The 16,142-nt window shown below is 71.4% G+C and carries 13 protein-coding genes; 2 read left to right on the top strand and 11 right to left on the bottom strand.

Features of this window, described 5'->3' with window-relative positions:
- Positions 1 to 19 precede the first annotated feature (19 nt).
- The 11 genes from FHX80_RS21705 to FHX80_RS21655 all read right to left on the bottom strand — a co-directional run bounded on the left by FHX80_RS21705 (position 20) and on the right by FHX80_RS21655 (position 14,564).
- Complete coding sequence (locus FHX80_RS21705) at positions 20 to 2,242, bottom strand: MMPL family transporter (RefSeq protein WP_145765724.1); 2,223 nt, start codon at positions 2,240 to 2,242, stop codon at positions 20 to 22.
- Between the two features lie 216 nt (positions 2,243 to 2,458).
- Positions 2,459 to 3,718, bottom strand: a complete 1,260-nt coding sequence (locus tag FHX80_RS21700) for an SLC13 family permease (protein ID WP_145765723.1) — start codon at positions 3,716 to 3,718, stop codon at positions 2,459 to 2,461.
- Between the two features lie 82 nt (positions 3,719 to 3,800).
- The gene (gene gatB, locus FHX80_RS21695; protein WP_145765722.1) at positions 3,801 to 5,312 is read right to left on the bottom strand and encodes an Asp-tRNA(Asn)/Glu-tRNA(Gln) amidotransferase subunit GatB; all 1,512 of its coding nucleotides are present in this window, start codon (positions 5,310 to 5,312) and stop codon (positions 3,801 to 3,803) included.
- Between the two features lie 17 nt (positions 5,313 to 5,329).
- Positions 5,330 to 5,563 (bottom strand): hypothetical protein, encoded by a 234-nt coding sequence (locus FHX80_RS21690; protein ID WP_167523732.1) that lies wholly within the window; start codon positions 5,561 to 5,563, stop codon positions 5,330 to 5,332.
- A gap of 5 nt (positions 5,564 to 5,568) precedes the next feature.
- Positions 5,569 to 7,071, bottom strand: coding sequence for an Asp-tRNA(Asn)/Glu-tRNA(Gln) amidotransferase subunit GatA (gatA, locus tag FHX80_RS21685; RefSeq protein WP_145765720.1), 1,503 nt, complete (start codon positions 7,069 to 7,071; stop codon positions 5,569 to 5,571).
- Between the two features lie 6 nt (positions 7,072 to 7,077).
- Entirely contained in the window at positions 7,078 to 7,374 is a 297-nt protein-coding gene (gene gatC, locus FHX80_RS21680; protein ID WP_003966094.1) for an Asp-tRNA(Asn)/Glu-tRNA(Gln) amidotransferase subunit GatC, read from the bottom strand.
- A 219-nt stretch (positions 7,375 to 7,593) separates the two neighbouring features.
- Positions 7,594 to 9,765, bottom strand: a complete 2,172-nt coding sequence (locus FHX80_RS21675; RefSeq protein WP_145765719.1) for a putative bifunctional diguanylate cyclase/phosphodiesterase — start codon at positions 9,763 to 9,765, stop codon at positions 7,594 to 7,596.
- Positions 9,766 to 10,022: 257 nt separating this feature from the next.
- Positions 10,023 to 12,206, bottom strand: coding sequence for an NAD-dependent DNA ligase LigA (gene ligA / locus FHX80_RS21670; RefSeq protein ID WP_145765718.1), 2,184 nt, complete (start codon positions 12,204 to 12,206; stop codon positions 10,023 to 10,025).
- Positions 12,207 to 12,236: 30 nt separating this feature from the next.
- The gene (locus FHX80_RS21665) at positions 12,237 to 13,262 is read right to left on the bottom strand and encodes a methionine synthase (protein WP_145765717.1); all 1,026 of its coding nucleotides are present in this window, start codon (positions 13,260 to 13,262) and stop codon (positions 12,237 to 12,239) included.
- A 34-nt stretch (positions 13,263 to 13,296) separates the two neighbouring features.
- Positions 13,297 to 13,986 (bottom strand): SDR family oxidoreductase, encoded by a 690-nt coding sequence (locus FHX80_RS21660; protein WP_145765716.1) that lies wholly within the window; start codon positions 13,984 to 13,986, stop codon positions 13,297 to 13,299.
- Between the two features lie 38 nt (positions 13,987 to 14,024).
- Complete coding sequence (locus tag FHX80_RS21655; RefSeq protein WP_145765715.1) at positions 14,025 to 14,564, bottom strand: LOG family protein; 540 nt, start codon at positions 14,562 to 14,564, stop codon at positions 14,025 to 14,027.
- Between the two features lie 137 nt (positions 14,565 to 14,701).
- Here FHX80_RS21655 and FHX80_RS21650 point away from each other — a divergent pair, with 137 nt between their 5' ends.
- Positions 14,702 to 15,037, top strand: a complete 336-nt coding sequence (locus FHX80_RS21650) for a DUF427 domain-containing protein (RefSeq protein WP_145765714.1) — start codon at positions 14,702 to 14,704, stop codon at positions 15,035 to 15,037.
- 106 nt (positions 15,038 to 15,143) lie between these two features.
- Entirely contained in the window at positions 15,144 to 15,944 is an 801-nt protein-coding gene (locus FHX80_RS21645) for an alpha/beta fold hydrolase (RefSeq protein ID WP_145765713.1), read from the top strand.
- Positions 15,945 to 16,142: the final 198 nt, after the last annotated feature.

The raw sequence follows: 16,142 nt of genomic DNA, 5'->3' as shown, positions 1-16,142 counted from the left end.
TGCCACGGTTCCGCGCTGATCAGTGGACGCGTTGCGCGGCCGGTACGGCGTCGTCCTGGCTCACGCCCGCCCCCGGGATCTTCGCGTCCGGCGCCCGGCAGCCGGGCGGCTCGATGCTGAGACGCGGCAGCCTGCGGTCCAGCCAGCCCGGCAGCCACCAGTTCGCCCCGCCCAGCAGATGCATCAGGGCGGGAACCAGCAGCGTACGCAGGACGAAGGCGTCCAGCGCGACGGCCGCGGCGAGTGCGATTCCGAACATCGCGATGACCCGGTCGCCACTGAGCACGAAGGCGAGGAAGACCGAAATCATGATCACCGCAGCCGAGTTGATCACCCGGCTGGTCTCGGCGAGGCCCACCCGGACCGCCCGCCGGTTGTCGCCGGTCTCCAGCCACTCCTCGTACATCCGGCCGACCAGGAACACCTGGTAGTCCATGGAGAGGCCGAAGAGCACGGACACCATGATGACCGGCAGGAAGGGTTCGATGGGGCCCGCACTGCCCAGTCCCAGCAGCTCGCTCCCCCACCCCCACTGGAAGATCGCGACGATCACGCCGAACGAGGAGGCGACCGCCGCCACGTTCATCAGCGCCGCCTTCAGCGGGATGCCGACCGACCGGAAGGCCATCAGCAGGAGCATGCAGCCGAGCCCTATGACGACACCGATGAAGAGCGGAAGTTTACCGATGACGACCTGGGCGAAGTCGTCGTAGCTGGCCGTCACACCGCCCACATGGGTCTCGAGCGAGGTGTTGTCGGCCGCCTTCGGCAGTACGTCCGTACGCAGCCGGTCGACGAGCGCGCTGGTCTCCTGGGACTGCGGCGCCGAGTCCGGTACGACGGTGACGAACGCGGTGTCGCCGCTGGAGTTGTACGTGGCCGGGTAGGCCCATGCCACCCCGTCGGTGGCGCGCAGCGTCGCGGGCAGCGCGTCCAGCGCCAGGCGGTCGTCGGCACCGTCGAGCTGGGCGGCGATGGTCAGCGGTCCGTTGACGCCGGGGCCGAACCCGCTCGCCAGCAGGTCGTACGCCTGCCGGGTGGTCGAGGACTTCGCGTTGTTCCCCTGGTCGGACGTGCCCAGGTGGAGCGAGAAGGTGGGGATCGCGAGGACCACCATCACCAGCACCGCGATCCCTCCGAGCAGCTTGGGGTGCCGCTCGACGAAGGCGGACCAGCGGGCGGCGAAACCGGTGGGCAGGTCCGGCTGCGGGCCGCGCTCGGCGAGTTGTCTGCGCTCGCGCCCGCTCAGCGCCCGCATGCCGATGACGGACAGCAGGGCCGGCAGCAGGGTCACGGCGGCCGCCACGGTCAGCACGACGGTGAGCGAGGCGGCGACGGCGACACCGTTGAGGAAGCTCAGCCGCAGGATCAGCATGCCCAGCAGCGCGATGCAGACGGTGGCCCCGGCGAAGACGACGGCCCGTCCGGTCGTTGCGACCGCGTGCTCCGCCGCCTCGGGAACGCTCATGCCGCGCCGCAGCCCTCTGCGGTGCCGGGTGACGATGAAGAGGGCGTAGTCGATGCCGACCCCGAGTCCGACGAGCATGCCGAGCATCGGGGCGAAGTCGGCGACGGTCATCACGTGCCCGAGCAGCATGATGCCCGCGTACGCCGTTCCGACCGAGACGAGAGCGGTGGCGATGGGCAGCATGCTGGCGGCGAGCGAGCCGAAGGCGAGGAAGAGCACGACGGCCGCGACGACGACCCCGATGGCCTCGCTGAGGTGGATGGCGGGCGCCTCGGTGAGGGCTATGGCCGAGCCGCCCAGTTCGACCTGGAGGTGTTCGCCGGATGCGGCCTTCGCGGTCTGGACGACCGCCTCGGCCTGCGCCACCGGTACGTCGTCGGCCTGCTGGTCGAAGGTGAGCGTGGCGTAGGCCGTGTGCCCGTCCGCGCTGATCTGGCCGGAGCCCGCCTGGTTGTAGGGCCCGCTGACGGCGCCGACACCCGGCAGCCGCTCGACCTCGTGCAGGGTCCTGGTCATCTTCTGTTCGACGTCGGTCGCCCGCACGGTGGAGTCGTCGGTGTGCCAGACGATGGTGTCGGTGTCCCCGCCGAGGTTCGTGAAGCCGCTCTTCAGCAGCGTGGCGGCACGGCCGGATTCGGTGCCGGGCGCCTCGTAGTCGTTGGTGTAGGCACTGCCCGCGAACCCGGCGGCAGCGGCTGTGCCGCCGAGGGCGAACAGCCAGATGAGGACGGTGACAAGGCGGTGAGCGATGCACCAGCGGGCGATGGCAGCCAAGGGACGTACTCCCTGCGGGTTCGTGGCCTCTCCGGCGGTTCGGCAGCACCGTGCGCCGAAAAACACCTGACCTGGAGCCTTCACCATGACAGTCATCTGTGATCGTTTGCCCTATTCGTGGCTTTATTCACAGGCGTCGGATCCACGTATGGACGACATCGCCACGGCCGGACGGCGGGCTCGCGGCACGCGCCCGCACGCCCTCCCGTGCGCACGTCACACCCCGATCACCCCCAGCGCCCCCCACAGCGCGACCGTCGACACCACCAGCGTCGCCGGAACGGTCAGCAGCCCGAGCCTGGTGAAGTGACCGAGCTCCGGCGCCGCGCCGTGCGTGTGCAGGATGCGACGCCACAGCAGGGTGGCGAGCGAGCCGACGTACGTGAGGTTCGGCCCGAGGTTCACCCCGATCAGTGCGGCCAGCAGCGGACCCGGGCCGGCCGCCGCGACGACCGGGAGCAGGGCGAGGATGGCCGGCAGGTTGTTGATCAGGTTGGCGAGGACGGCCGCCACCACGGCCACCGCCAGCAGCGCGGCCAGCGAGGAACCGTCGGGCAGGAGCCAGCCGATGCCGGTGCCCAGGCCGTGGTCGACGACCGCCTTGACGACGACGCCCAGGGCCAGCACGAACAGGCAGAACGGCACGTTGGCGGAGTGCACCAGCCCCTTCACCGTGGTCTCCCGTTTCGCCAGCGCCCGTACGGCCAGCACGGCGGCGCCCGCCAGCGCCGCCCACAGCGGCTCCGCGCCCGCGAACGAGGTCACGACGAATCCGCACAGGGTCAGCACGAGGACGGCCAGGGTGAAGACGGGGACGCGGGGCCGTTCCTCCGCCGCCTTCTGCGGGTACGCGCCCGCCGCCAGGTCGGCCGCGAAGTACCGGCGGAAGACCACGTACTCGACGGCGATCGCCGCCAGCCACGGCAGCGTCATCAGGGCGGCGAAGCGCGTGAAGGAGAGGCCGCTGGCCGTGAACGCCAGGAGATTGGTCAGATTGGAGACGGGGAGCAGGAGCGAGGCGGAGTTGGCGAGGTGCGCGCAGGCGTACACGTACGGGCGGGGGCGGGCCCCGACGCGGGCCGCGGTCGCGAGGACGACCGGCGTCAGCAGCACCACGGTGGCGTCCAGGCTGAGCACCGCCGTGATCACCGACGCGACCACGAAGACCCCTGCGAGCAGCGGGCCGGTCCGCCCGCCGCAGACGCGGGCGACCAGTTCACCGGCAGCCGTGAAGAGCCCTTCGTCCGCGCAGAGCTGTGCCAGTACCAGGATCGCGGCGAGGAAGCCGATCACCGGCAGCAGGCTGCTCACCTGGGAGCGGGCCTCCGGCCAGGAGAGCGCGCCGATCGCGATCACCAGGAGTGCGGCGGGCACGGCGACGGTCGCCTCCGGCAGGCCCCGGGGGCGTGCGACGGCGAACGCCAGCACCCCCAGCAGGAGGGCGACGGAGACGATCTCGGTGGTGACGGAGTTCAGCGGGCTCTCCGGAGCGGTGAAAGGGGCGGCGCGCCCGGTGGTACCGGATGCACCGCCCCTTCGAGGACGTACGGGGACGGACTCAGCCCTCGACGCCGAGCTTCTCCAGGATCAGCTCACGCACCCGTGCCGCGTCCGCCTGGCCACGGGTGGCCTTCATGACGGCGCCGACGAGCGCGCCGGCCGCGGCGACCTTGCCGCCGCGGATCTTGTCCGCGATGGCGGCGTTGCCCGCGATGGCCTCCTCGACGGCGGTGGACAGCGCGCCCTCGTCGGAGACGACCTTCAGGCCGCGCTTCTCGACGACGGTGTCCGGGTCGCCCTCGCCCGCGAGGACGCCCTCCAGCACCTGGCGGGCCAGCTTGTCGTTGAGGTCGCCCGAGGCGACGAGCGCGGCCACCCTGGCGACCTGCACCGGGGTGACGGGCAGTTCGTCGAGACCGCGGCCGGTCTCGTTGGCGTTACGGGCCAGCTCGCCCATCCACCACTTGCGGGCCTGGTCCGAGGGTGCGCCCGCCTCCGTCGTGGCGACGATCAGGTCGACCGCGCCCGCGTTGAGGATGGACTGCATGTCGTGCTCGGACGCGCCCCACTCCTCCTTGAGCCGTGCGCGGCGCAGCCGCGGCAGCTCGGGGAGGCCGCCCCGCAGCTCCTCGACCCAGGCGCGGGCCGGGGCGACCGGTACCAGGTCGGGCTCCGGGAAGTAGCGGTAGTCCTCGGCGTTGTCCTTGATGCGGCCGGCCGTGGTGGAGCCGTCCTCCTCGTGGAAGTGCCGGGTCTCCTGCACGATCGTGCCGCCGGAGTTCAGCACCGCGGCGTGGCGCTGGATCTCGAAGCGGGCGGCCCGCTCGACGGAACGCAGGGAGTTCACGTTCTTCGTCTCGGAACGGGTGCCGAACGCCTCACGGCCGTGCGGGCGCAGCGACAGGTTCACGTCGCAGCGCATCTGGCCCATCTCCATCCGGGCCTCCGAGACGCCGAGCGCCTTGATGAGCTCGCGCAGCTCGGCGACGTACGCCTTGGCGACCTCGGGGGCGCGTGCGCCCGCTCCCTCGATCGGCTTGGTGACGATCTCGATGAGCGGGATGCCCGCGCGGTTGTAGTCGAGCAGGGAGTGGGACGCCCCGTGGATACGGCCGGTGGCGCCGCCGACGTGCGTCGACTTACCGGTGTCCTCCTCCATGTGGGCGCGCTCGATCTGCACGCGGAAGATCTCGCCGTCCTCCAGCTGGACGTCCAGATAGCCGTCGAAGGCGATCGGTTCGTCGTACTGGGAGGTCTGGAAGTTCTTCGGCATGTCCGGGTAGAAGTAGTTCTTCCGGGCGAAGCGGCACCACTCGGCGATCTCGCAGTTCAGTGCGAGACCGATCTTGATGGCGGACTCGACGCCGATCTCGTTGACGACCGGCAGCGCGCCCGGCAGTCCGAGGCAGACCGGGCAGGTCTGGGAGTTGGCGTCCTGCTTGAGCTCGGTGGAGCAGCCGCAGAACATCTTGGTCTTGGTGCCGAGCTCGACATGGACTTCGAGGCCCATGACGGGGTCGTACGTCGCGAGGGCGTCCTCGTACGACTCCAGGTCAATGACAGCAGTCACGGTGAAAACTTTCCCTCTCAGCCCAGCAGGACGTCATCGTCGCCGAGACGCTTCAGTTCGCGATAGAGGATCGCGAGGCCGGTGACGATGGCGGCGGCGGACACCGCGGCGTCGATGAGCCGCAGCATGTCGTTGTCGTTCCGCGCGAGCCTCGCCTGCTTGGCGACGCTGATCGCGCCGAACGCGGTGCTGCCGAGCGATACGTACAGCCCGGTCTTGGACTTCTTGAAGTTCGTGGCCTTCTTTGCCATGGCAGTCACAGCGACGGAGCCTCCTCGAGCAGCGGGTGTCCCCACTTTTCCACGAAGGCGGCCTCAACGGCGGCTCCGACCCTGTACAGCCGGTCGTCCTTCATGGCGGGGGCGATGATCTGCAGCCCGACCGGGAGGCCGTCCTCCGGCGCCAGGCCGCAGGGCAGCGACATGGCGGCGTTGCCGGCCAGGTTGGTCGGAATGGTGCAGAGGTCCGCGAGGTACATCGCCATCGGGTCGTCGGCGCGCTCGCCGATCGGGAAGGCGGTGGTGGGCGTCGTCGGGGAGACGATGACGTCGACCTGCTCGAAGGCCTTCTCGAAGTCCCGCGTGATCAGGGTGCGGACCTTCTGCGCCGAGCCGTAGTAGGCGTCGTAGTAGCCGGAGCTCAGCGCGTACGTGCCGAGGATGATGCGGCGCTTGACCTCGTCGCCGAAACCGGCTTCGCGGGTGAGCGCGGTGACCTCCTCGGCGGACTTCGTACCGTCGTCGCCGACCCGCAGGCCGTAGCGCATGGCGTCGAAGCGGGCGAGGTTCGAGGAGCACTCGGACGGCGCGATGAGGTAGTACGCCGAAAGGCCCAGGTCGAAGGACGGGCAGTCCAGCTCGACGACCGTGGCGCCGAGCGACTTCAGCAGCTCGACCGCCTCGTTGAAGCGCTGGACGACACCGGCCTGGTAGCCCTCGCCCGAGAACTGCTTGACGACTCCGACCCGCATGCCCTCGACGGAGCCGTTGCGCGCGGCCTCGACGACCGGCGGGACCGGGGCGTCGATGGACGTCGAGTCGAGCGGGTCGTGCCCGGCGATGACCTCGTGCAGCAGCGCCGCGTCCAGGACCGTACGGGCGCAGGGGCCGCCCTGGTCGAGGGAGGACGAGAAGGCCACCATGCCGTAGCGGGAGACACCGCCGTAGGTGGGCTTGACGCCGACGGTGCCGGTGACGGCGGCGGGCTGGCGGATCGAGCCGCCGGTGTCCGTGCCGATGGCCAGCGGGGCCTCGAAGGAGGCGAGCGCGGCGGAGGAGCCGCCGCCGGAGCCGCCCGGGATGCGGGTGAGGTCCCACGGGTTGCCGGTCGGGCCGTAGGCGCTGTTCTCGGTGGAGGACCCCATGGCGAACTCGTCCATGTTGGTCTTGCCGAGGATGACGACGTCGGCGGCCTTCAGCCGCTTGGTGACGGTCGCGTCGTAGGGCGGGACCCAGCCTTCGAGGATCTTCGAGCCGACGGTGGTCGGCATGTCCTGCGTGGTGAAGATGTCCTTGAGCGCGAGCGGGACGCCGGCCAGCGGGCCGAGCTTCTCGCCCGCCGCCCTCTTCGCGTCGACGGCACGGGCCTGCGCGAGCGCGCCCTCGCGGTCGACGTGCAGGAAGGCGTGGACCTTCTCGTCGACGGCCTCGATCCGGGCCAGGTGGGCCTCGGTGACCTCGACGGCCGTGAGCTCACCGGAAGCGATCTTCGCGGCGGTCTCGGCGGCGGTGAGCTTGATGATGGTGCTGATGTCCGTCATGGCTTTTTAGTCCTCCCCCAGGATCTGCGGCACCTTGAAACGCTGCTGCTCCTGGGCCGGGGCGCCGGAGAGCGCCTGCGCGGGGGTGAGCGAGGGACGGACCTCGTCCGCGCGCATGACGTTGGTCAGCGGCAGCGGATGGGAGGTCGGCGGTACGTCTTGGTCGGCGACCTCGGAGACGCGGGCGACCGCGCCGATGATGTCGTCGAGCTGACCGGCGAAGTGATCGAGCTCTTCGCCCTTCAGCTCCAGACGCGCCAGCCGGGCGAGGTGGGCGACCTCCTCGCGCGTGATGCCAGGCATGCAGCGATCCTCAGGGGTTGGTGTGTGGTTTTGGCCCAATCCTATGGTGTCGCCCGCACCGACCACGGCCACCCACGGAACACCCCTGCCCGGCCCGCCTCCCGGAGGCGGTTTATGCCGTCGCGGACCGCGAGTCGGCTCATGTCGTAACGGGCAGTGAGTCAGTTCATGACGAACGGGCCGTGAGTGGGTTCACGTCGTGGCGGGCCCCGAGCCGGTTCATGTCGTGGCGGGCCGTGGGTCGACCGTCCGGCCGGACGGCGGCTGCGCCGGCTCGGGCGTCGCCGCGGTGGTCACACCCGCCGCTGCCGCGGCGGCAGCGGCGGCCGCCGCCAGCTCCGCCGGCCGACGCCACCCGTGCTCGCCCCGCGCCCGCAGCCACGCGGTCGTCTCCTGCGGCGGCATCGCGGCCGCCACCAGCCACCCCTGGACCGCGTCGCAGCGCAGGTCCCGCAGCCGCTCCCACGTCTCGTCGTCCTCGACGCCCTCGGCGACGACCAGCAGACCGAGCGAGTGCGCCAGGTCGATCGTGCAGCGCACGATCTCCGCGTCCTCGTGGTCGATGGCGAGCCGGGCCACGAAGGACCGGTCGATCTTGAGCTCGCTGACCGGCAGCCGGCGCAGATGGACGAGGGAGGAGTACCCCGTACCGAAGTCGTCCAGGGACATCTTCACGCCGTGCCCCGTCAGCCCGGCCAGGGTGTCCGCGGCCCGCTGCGGGTCCTCCAGCAGCACGTGCTCCGTTATCTCCAGCTGGAGCGCACCGGCCGGGACTCCGTGCCGGGCCAGCCGGGCCGCGACGCCGCCCGCGAACCCCGGGGTGTGCACATCGCGCGGGGAGACGTTGACCGCGACCGGGACGAACAGCCCCTGCGCCCGCCACCTGGCGACCTGGGCCAGCGCCGTCTCCAGTACGTACTCGGTGAGGTGCGGCATCAGCCCGGAGGACTCGGCGATGGCGATGAACTCGTCCGGAGGGACCCGCCCGCGCTCCGGGTGCACCCAGCGGACCAGTGCCTCCAGGCCGGCCACCTGTCCGTCGAAGCGGACCTTCGGCTGGTAGTGGAGCTCCACCTCGCCCGCGTCCAGCGCACGCCGCAGATCGCCGAGGAGCCCGAGCCGGTCGGGGGTGTTGCTGTCGCGCTTCGACTCGTACACCTCGACGCCCGTACGGTCGCGCTTGGCCTGGTACATCGCCACGTCCGCGCGGCGCAGCAGCCCCTCCGCGTCGAGTGCGTGGTCGGGGTGGACGGCGACGCCCGCGCTGGCCTCCAGCACCAGGGTGAGCCCGTCGAGGTCCAGCGGTGAGGAGAGTCCGGCGACCAGATGGCGGGCGACCCGCTGGACGCTGGTGGTGGAGTCCGCGGCCGGCAGCAGGACGGCGAACTCGTCGCCGCCGAGCCTGGCCGCCTCCGCGCCGCGCGGCAGGGCGAGGCGCAGCCGGTCCGCTATCTGCAGCAGCAGCCGGTCCCCCGCCAGATGGCCGAGGGTGTCGTTGACCGCTCGGAAGCGGTCGAGGTCGATCAGGACCAGGCCGACCCGGGTGCCGACGCTCTCGGCCTCCTCCAGGGCCGTCCAGGTGCGTTCGAGCAGCCACTGCCGGTTCGGCAGTCCGGTGAGCGGATCGCGCAGCTGCTCCTCGGCCCTGGCACGGGCGATCCAGAGCGTGGAGTCCAGCGCGATCAGCGGGACCGCGAAGAGCGGCAGCAGTACCGGCATGGCCATGGCGACGACGCAGATCAGCGGTGCGATGCCGAGCAGGGCGACCGCGACGAGGCCCTGCCGCAGCAGTGCGGTGCGGGCGACGGTCGGCAGCCCGCCGCTCTGGGGGGACCGGGCGTACCACAGCAGCACCCGGGTGACGAGCAGGTAGGTGGAGGCCGCGAGGAGGACTTCCGGGATGACGTCGATGCCCCAGTCGAGTGGCTGCCAGGGCGACTCGACGGTCTGCACCTCACCGAACGCGGCCATGACCAGCGCCGCCGCGCCCACCCCCAGGATGTCCACCGCCCCGTGCAACAGCCCCTGCCACCAGCGGTGTCTGCGGGCCATCCCGACGAGTACGACCACGACCAGGCTGACCAGACCGGCGGACACCCAGCCGTAGAGCAGCAGCACGGCGAGCGTGAGGGCGGCCCCGGAACCGGTGCCGCCCCACCAGCGGTCGCGGCCGAGCGCGACCAGATGACCGACGACGATCCCGGTGAGCACGGCGAGCGACCAGCCGGCCGCGCCCTCCGGGAAGAGGGCGTGTCCGCCGCTGACGGTCCGATAGAAGCCGGTCGCGAGCTGGACAGTGGCGAGGGCCACGACGGCGGCGCCCACTTTGGGTGTGAGCCCGGTGAAACCCCTCAGCCGCGACACCGGTTCGGCGTTCTCGGTCGGTTTCATTCCGTCCCTCTCACAGCCGGCGGTGCCGATGTCACCTGATGGTTCCGTTGCGTGCCCCTGTGCCGCGGCACGCCCGGCGGCCGGGCGCCGCAGGCGCACCCCTCAACAGTAGGCCGCGGAAGGGTCCCAGGGGCAGCCGTCTACATCTCTTGCCCGAATGCGAACCGACCGCCCGTCAGCATCTGCTATGCGCCGACCGGGTGAATCCGGGCGTACGCACACGACTCCACCCACACGGCTCCATCCCCGCCCCGGCCCTACTCCTCGGCCGGCACCGCCGCCTCGCGCGCCGCGTCCGGTCCTTCCTCGAGCAGCACGGCGAAGCCGTCCTCGTTCAGCACGGGCACCTTCAGCTGCATGGCCTTGTCGTACTTCGATCCGGGGTTGTCGCCGACGACCACGAAGGCGGTCTTCTTCGAAACGGAACCCGTCACCTTCGCCCCGCGGCTCTGGAGTGCCTCTTTCGCGCCGTCCCTGGTGTGCGAGGCCAGCGTGCCGGTGACGACGACGGTGAGCCCTTCGAGCGGCCTCGGCCCCTCTTCCTCACCGGCCCCCTCGTCCTCCATCCGGACCCCGGCCTCCCGCCACTTGCGCAGGATCTCCCGGTGCCACTCCTCGGCGAACCAGGCCTTGACCGAGGCCGCGATGACCGGTCCGACCCCGTCGGCATCGGACAGCTCCTGCTCGGTGGCCTCGTCGATCCGGTCGATACTCCGGAACTGACGGGCCAGCTCCTGCGCCGCGACGGGTCCGACGTGCCGGATCGAGAGCCCGGTGAGGATCCGGGCCAGCGGCGCTTCCTTCGCCGCGGCGATGGCGTCCAGCATGGCGAGCGCGTTCTTCTTCGGTTCGCCCTGCTGGTTGGCGAAGACCATCGCGGTCTTCTCCTCACCCGTCTTCGGGTCGCGCTTGGGCAGTCCGCTGTCCATGTCGAGGACATAGGCACGGATGGGCAGCAGCCGGTCGATGGTCAGCCCGAACAGGTCGCCCTCGTCGCGCAGCGGCGGATCGGCGGGCTCCAGCGGTCGGGTCAGGGCGGCGGCCGCCACATAGCCGAAGTGGTCGATGTCCAGGCACGCGCGACCGGCCAGATAGGCGACGCGCTCGCGCAACTGCGCCGGACAGGAGCGGGCGTTGGGGCAGCGGACGTCGATGTCGGCCTCCTTCATGGGCCGCAGCTCCGTCCCACACTCGGGGCACTCGGCGGGCATGACGAACGCCCGCTCGGTGCCGTCCCGGAGGTCGGCGACCGGGCCGAGGATCTCCGGAATCACATCGCCGGCCTTGCGCAGCACCACCGTGTCGCCGATCAGGACACCCTTCGACCGGACCACGTTCTGGTTGTGCAGGGTGGCGAACTCGACCTCGGATCCCGCCACTTCGACCGGTTCCACCTGGGCGTACGGGGTGACGCGGCCGGTACGGCCGACGCCGACCCGGATGTTGACCAGCTTGGTGTTGACCTCCTCCGGCGCGTACTTCCAGGCGATCGCCCAGCGCGGGGCGCGTGAGGTGGAGCCGAGGCGGCCCTGGAGCGGGATCTCGTCGAGCTTGACGACGACACCGTCGATCTCGTGCTCCACGGAGTGCCGGTTCTCGCCGAAGTAGGCGATGAACTCCCGTACCCCGTCCAGGGAATCCACCACCCTGTTGTGCTTGGCGGTGGGCAGCCCCCATTCACGCAGCAGCTCGTAGGCGTGCGAGAGGCAGTCGATGTCGAAGCCCTCACGGGCCCCGATGCCGTGGACCACCATGTGCAGCGGTCGTCCGGCGGTGACCTTGGGGTCCTTCTGGCGCAGCGAACCCGCCGCGGCGTTGCGCGGGTTGGCGAAGGGTTTGTCCTGCGCCTCCACCAGCCGGGCGTTGAGCGCCTCGAACCCCTCCATCGGGAAGAAGACCTCGCCGCGGACCTCGACGAGCGCCGGAATGCGATCGCCCTTCAGCCGGTGCGGGATGTCGGCGATCGTACGGACGTTGGGCGTGATGTCCTCGCCGGTGCGGCCGTCGCCCCGGGTCGCGGCCCGGGTCAGCAGTCCGTGCTCGTAGGTGAGGTTGACCGCGAGGCCGTCGATCTTGAGCTCGCACAGGAAGTGGTAGCCGGTGGCGCCGACGTCCCGGGCGACCCGCTCGCCCCAGGTGGCCAGCTCCTCGTCGTCGAAGGCGTTGTCCAGGGACAGCATCCGCTCACGGTGCTCGACGGAGGTGAATTCCGTCCGGTAGGGCCCCGCGACCTTCTGCGACGGCGAGTCCGGCGTGCGCAGCTGCGGATACGTGTCCTCCAGGGCCTCCAGCTCACGCATCAGCCGGTCGAACTCGGCGTCGCTGACGACCGGCTGGTCGTTCACGTAATAGCGGAAGCGGTGCTCCTCGATCTGCTCGGCGAGGAGCGCATGCCGCTCCCGCGCCTCCGCCGGCCCTGCCGTCTGCTTCTCGCCGGCCATCGTCCCGTCCTCCCGTTACCCAGTGCCCCGCTATTCAGGGTTGTCTGCGAGCGATCTCGCGGCCCGGGCGCAGTGGGCGAGCACGGCACGTGCGTACGCGGGCGACGCACCCGCGAGGCCGCACGAGGGAGTGATCACCACGGACTCGGTCAGAGTCCCCGGATTCAGCCCCAGCCTGCGCCACAGCGTCCTGACACCCATGACGCTACCGCCCGGGTCCGACAATCCGCCCGAGGCCGGGTCGGTGCCCGGCACCACACCGAGGAACAACTGGGTACCGCCTTCGACGGCTTCCCCGATCGCTTCCTCCTCACGTTCGGTGAGCAGCGAGAAGTCGAACGAGATGCCGTCCGCCCCGGCCCGGCGCAACAGCGCGAACGGCACCTCGGGCGCACAGGTGTGGACGACCGCGGCGCCTTCGCCCGTCGCGCCCAGCACGTCCCGCAGGGTGGATTCGACGAGCTGACGGTCCACCGCCCGATAGGTGCGGTAGCCGCTCGCCGTCCTGACCCGCCCGAGCAGGACCCCGGTCAGGGACGGTTCGTCGAGCTGGAGGATCACCCGGGCGCCGGGCATCCGCCGCCGTACCTCGGCGAGGTGGTTGCGCAGCCCTTCCGCGAGCGAGTCCGCCAGATCGCGGCAGGCGCCCGGGTCACCGAGCACCGCCTCGCCACCCCGGCGCTCCAGTGCGGCGGCCAGCGTCCAGGGCCCGACGGCCTGCACCTTGAGCGGCCCCTCGTACCCCTGGGTGAACTCCTCCAGCGCGTCGAGGTCCTCGCCGAGCCAGGAGCGAGCCCGGCGGGTGTCGCGCCCCGGCCGGTCGCTGATCCGCCAACCGCTCGGCTCGACGTGTCCGTACATCTCGACGAGCAGCCCGATGGTCCGCCCGATCATGTCCGCACCAGGACCGCGCGCGGGCAGTTCCGCCAGATACGGCACGCCCTGGCCGTCCCCGAAGGAGCCGGTGACGGTCTTCGCCGCCTCCCGCGCGTCTCCTCCGGGCATCGAACCGACTCCGGTGGCCGGGCACCCGCTGAACTTGCTCTTCTCGCTCACGCGGGAAGCCTACGGCGGTTCCCCGCCCGTGCCGTCAGCGGCCGGGGCGCACCGTGAGGTCGTTGACCTCGGCGTCGCGCGGCAGGTCGATCGCCATCAGGATCGTGGTGGCGACCGATTCCGGGTCGATCCAGCGCTCGGCGTCGTACTCCTTGCCCTCCTGCTGGTGGACCTTGGCCTGCATGGGGCTGGCGGTGCGCCCGGGGTAGACGGAGGTCACCCGGACCCCGTTGCCGTGCTCCTCGTGGCGCAGGGAGTCGGCCAGCGCCTTCAGTCCGTGCTTACTCGCCGCGTAGGCGCTCCACGCGGCGTGGGCGGCGAGCCCGGCGCCGGAGTTGACGAAGAGGACGTGGCCCTGGGCGACGCGCAGTTGGGGCAGGAAGAGCCGGGTCAGCTCGGCGGGGGCGACCAGGTTGGCGTTGAGCTGGACGTGCCAGGCCTTGGGCGTGAGCTCGCCGACCCGGCCGAGCTCGACGACGCCCGCGATGTGCAGCAGCGAGTCGAGCCGCTCCGGCATCGGCTGCTGGGCGAACGCCCAGGAGAGCCGGTCCGGGTTGGAGAGGTCGCCGACGATCGTGCGGGCGCCGGGGTACAGCGCGGCGAGCTCCTTGGCGCGGCCCGCGTCCCGGGCCAGGAGCAGGAGATCGTCCCCGCGCTCCAGGAGACGGCGGGCGACTGCTGCGCCGATGCCGGAACCGGCGCCGGTGATGAGGTGAGTGGACATGCCCCCATCGTCGCACCCGTCCGCCGGGCGCCGGCACATCACCGCAGGCCGGGCGACTCCTCCAGGTAGGCCAGGGCGCCCGCCCCGTCCTTCGCGAAGAACACCAGGTCGCTCAGCGGGAGCGGCAGGAAGCCCTCGACCTCCATGCGCTGGAACTGCTCGCGCAGTCCGTCGTAGAAGCCCGCCGTGTTGAGCAGCACGACCGGCTTGGTGTGCCTGCCGTGCTTCTTGAGCTCCAGGATCTCGGTGGCCTCGTCGAGCGTGCCGGTGCCGCCCACCATGATCACGACGGCGTCGGCCTTCTCCAGCAGGAGTGCCTTGCGCTCGGCGAGATCGCGCGCGATCACCATCTCGTCGGCGTTGGTACGCGCCTTCGCGGCCAGGAAGTCCACCGACACCCCGACCAGCTTCCCGCCCGACTCCTGCACCCCGTCGGCCACGACCTTCATCAGCCCGCTCTCCGAGCCGCCCCAGACCAGGGTGTGACCGCCGCGGCCGAGCAGTTCGGCGAATTCGCGGGCGGGCCCGGTGTAGCGCTCGTCGAGGTCGGCGGCGGAGAGGAATACGCAGATCTTCATGGCCTCCACGGTAGAACCCGCCACCGACAGCCCCTCCGCCGGGCACGAAAACGGCAGTGCCACGCCGCCGGGGAAGAAGAAACGGGCCTGCCGCGCCGCCGGGGAAGAAACGGGCGTGCGGCACCGCTGAGAAACACATGACTGCCACCCGAGGACACCACATCACCGTCGAGCCCGGCACCGAGCACGTGCGCGTGGTCCGCGACGGCCTGCTGCTCGCCGAGAGCCGGCGCCCGCTCGTCCTGCGCGAGACGGGCTGTCCGGTCCGCTACTACCTGCCGCCCGAGGATGTCCGGACCGAGCTGCTGACGGCGTCGGACACCCGAACCCACTGCCCGTTCAAGGGGGACGCCTCCTACTGGTCGCGGCCGGACGCGGCGGATCTGGTCTGGGCGTACCCGGAGCCGAAGCCGGAAGTCGCCGCGATCAGGGACCACTTCTGCTTCTACGACGCCGAGGCCGTCCCGTCCTGACCGCCGACGGACCGTCAGTACCCCTTCCGGGCCGCGGCGATGAGAAAGTTCAAAACTTCTTCGCGTCCGGCGATGAGTTTCCGGGGCCCCCGGAGTCCACCGTCACATGGACAAGACTCTCTCCCGTGACGGCACCCTGATCGCGTACCGGTGCCGGGGTGAAGGACCGCCGGTGATCCTGGTGGGCGGCGCCCTGGGCACGGCCGCGACCGAGGCACCGCTGGCACGTCTGCTCGCGCCGCGCTTCCAGGTCGTCACGTACGACAGGCGTGGCCGGGGCGCCAGCGGTGACAGCGCGCCGTACGCGGTGGAGCGCGAGATCGAGGACCTGGCCGCGGTCGCCGCGGCGGTGGGCGGCCGGCCCTCGGTGTTCGGCGTCGGGGCCGGCGGCGCGCTGGCCCTGGAGGCGCAGGCCGCCGGGCTCCCCGTCGACCTGCTCGCGGTGTGCGAGCCGCCGTACACCTCCTGCATCACCGGCCTGCGGTCCAAGGCCGACGGCACGGCCCGGCTGCACCGGCTGCTGTCCGCCGGGAACCGGGACGGGGCGGTGGAGCTGTTCCTGTCCGTGACGGGCGTCCCGGACGACCTGATCGCCAGGATGCGGAGTGCGCCGCTGTGGCGGAGCCTGGAGTCCGTGGCGCACACCCTGGCGTACGACGACGCGCTGCTCGGCGACGGCACGGTGCCCGTCGAGCGGTTCGCCTCCGTCACGGCACGGACCCTGGTGGTCAGCGGCGGCTTCAGCCCGGCCTCCTCCCGGGCGGCGACGCGGCTGCTGGCGGACACCCTCCCCCGGGGCCGCCACCGCACACTGACGGGCCAGACGCGGGAGCCGGCGCCGCAGGTGATCGCTCCGGTGCTGGCGGAGTTCTTCACCCGGAACGTGTACGTGGGCCAGGCGACCTGAGGGGGGCCCGAAAACGCTCCGCGCGGCCACGCCCGTACAGGGGTCGGACGTTACCGCGCGGGGTACCGGTGGTGCGGGCGGGCGGCCCGGCCCGGCCGGGAAAGCGGTCTCGCGGTCCACGGAACAGGGCACGGGCCCGCGCGTGGAGCGCGCGGGCCCGTGCCCTCGTGGACGGTCCGTCAGTCGGGCCGGATCGTG

The sequence above is a fragment of the Streptomyces brevispora genome (assembly GCF_007829885.1).
Classification (GTDB): domain Bacteria; phylum Actinomycetota; class Actinomycetes; order Streptomycetales; family Streptomycetaceae; genus Streptomyces; species Streptomyces brevispora.
This window is presented reverse-complemented; position numbering and strand designations above follow the sequence as displayed.

Bases quoted from the DNA above. Each gene is read 5' to 3' on its own strand.
- FHX80_RS21655 (WP_145765715.1), bottom strand. From the start codon at position 14,564: ATGAAGATCTGCGTATTCCTCTCCGCCGCCGACCTCGACGAGCGCTAC.
- FHX80_RS21675 (WP_145765719.1), bottom strand. From the start codon at position 9,765: ATGAAACCGACCGAGAACGCCGAACCGGTGTCGCGGCTGAGGGGTTTC.
- FHX80_RS21650 (WP_145765714.1), top strand. From the start codon at position 14,702: ATGACTGCCACCCGAGGACACCACATCACCGTCGAGCCCGGCACCGAG.
- FHX80_RS21660 (WP_145765716.1), bottom strand. From the start codon at position 13,986: ATGTCCACTCACCTCATCACCGGCGCCGGTTCCGGCATCGGCGCAGCA.
- FHX80_RS21645 (WP_145765713.1), top strand. From the start codon at position 15,144: ATGGACAAGACTCTCTCCCGTGACGGCACCCTGATCGCGTACCGGTGC.
- ligA (WP_145765718.1), bottom strand. From the start codon at position 12,206: ATGGCCGGCGAGAAGCAGACGGCAGGGCCGGCGGAGGCGCGGGAGCGG.
- gatA (WP_145765720.1), bottom strand. From the start codon at position 7,071: ATGACGGACATCAGCACCATCATCAAGCTCACCGCCGCCGAGACCGCC.
- FHX80_RS21690 (WP_167523732.1), bottom strand. From the start codon at position 5,563: ATGGCAAAGAAGGCCACGAACTTCAAGAAGTCCAAGACCGGGCTGTAC.
- gatC (WP_003966094.1), bottom strand. From the start codon at position 7,374: ATGCCTGGCATCACGCGCGAGGAGGTCGCCCACCTCGCCCGGCTGGCG.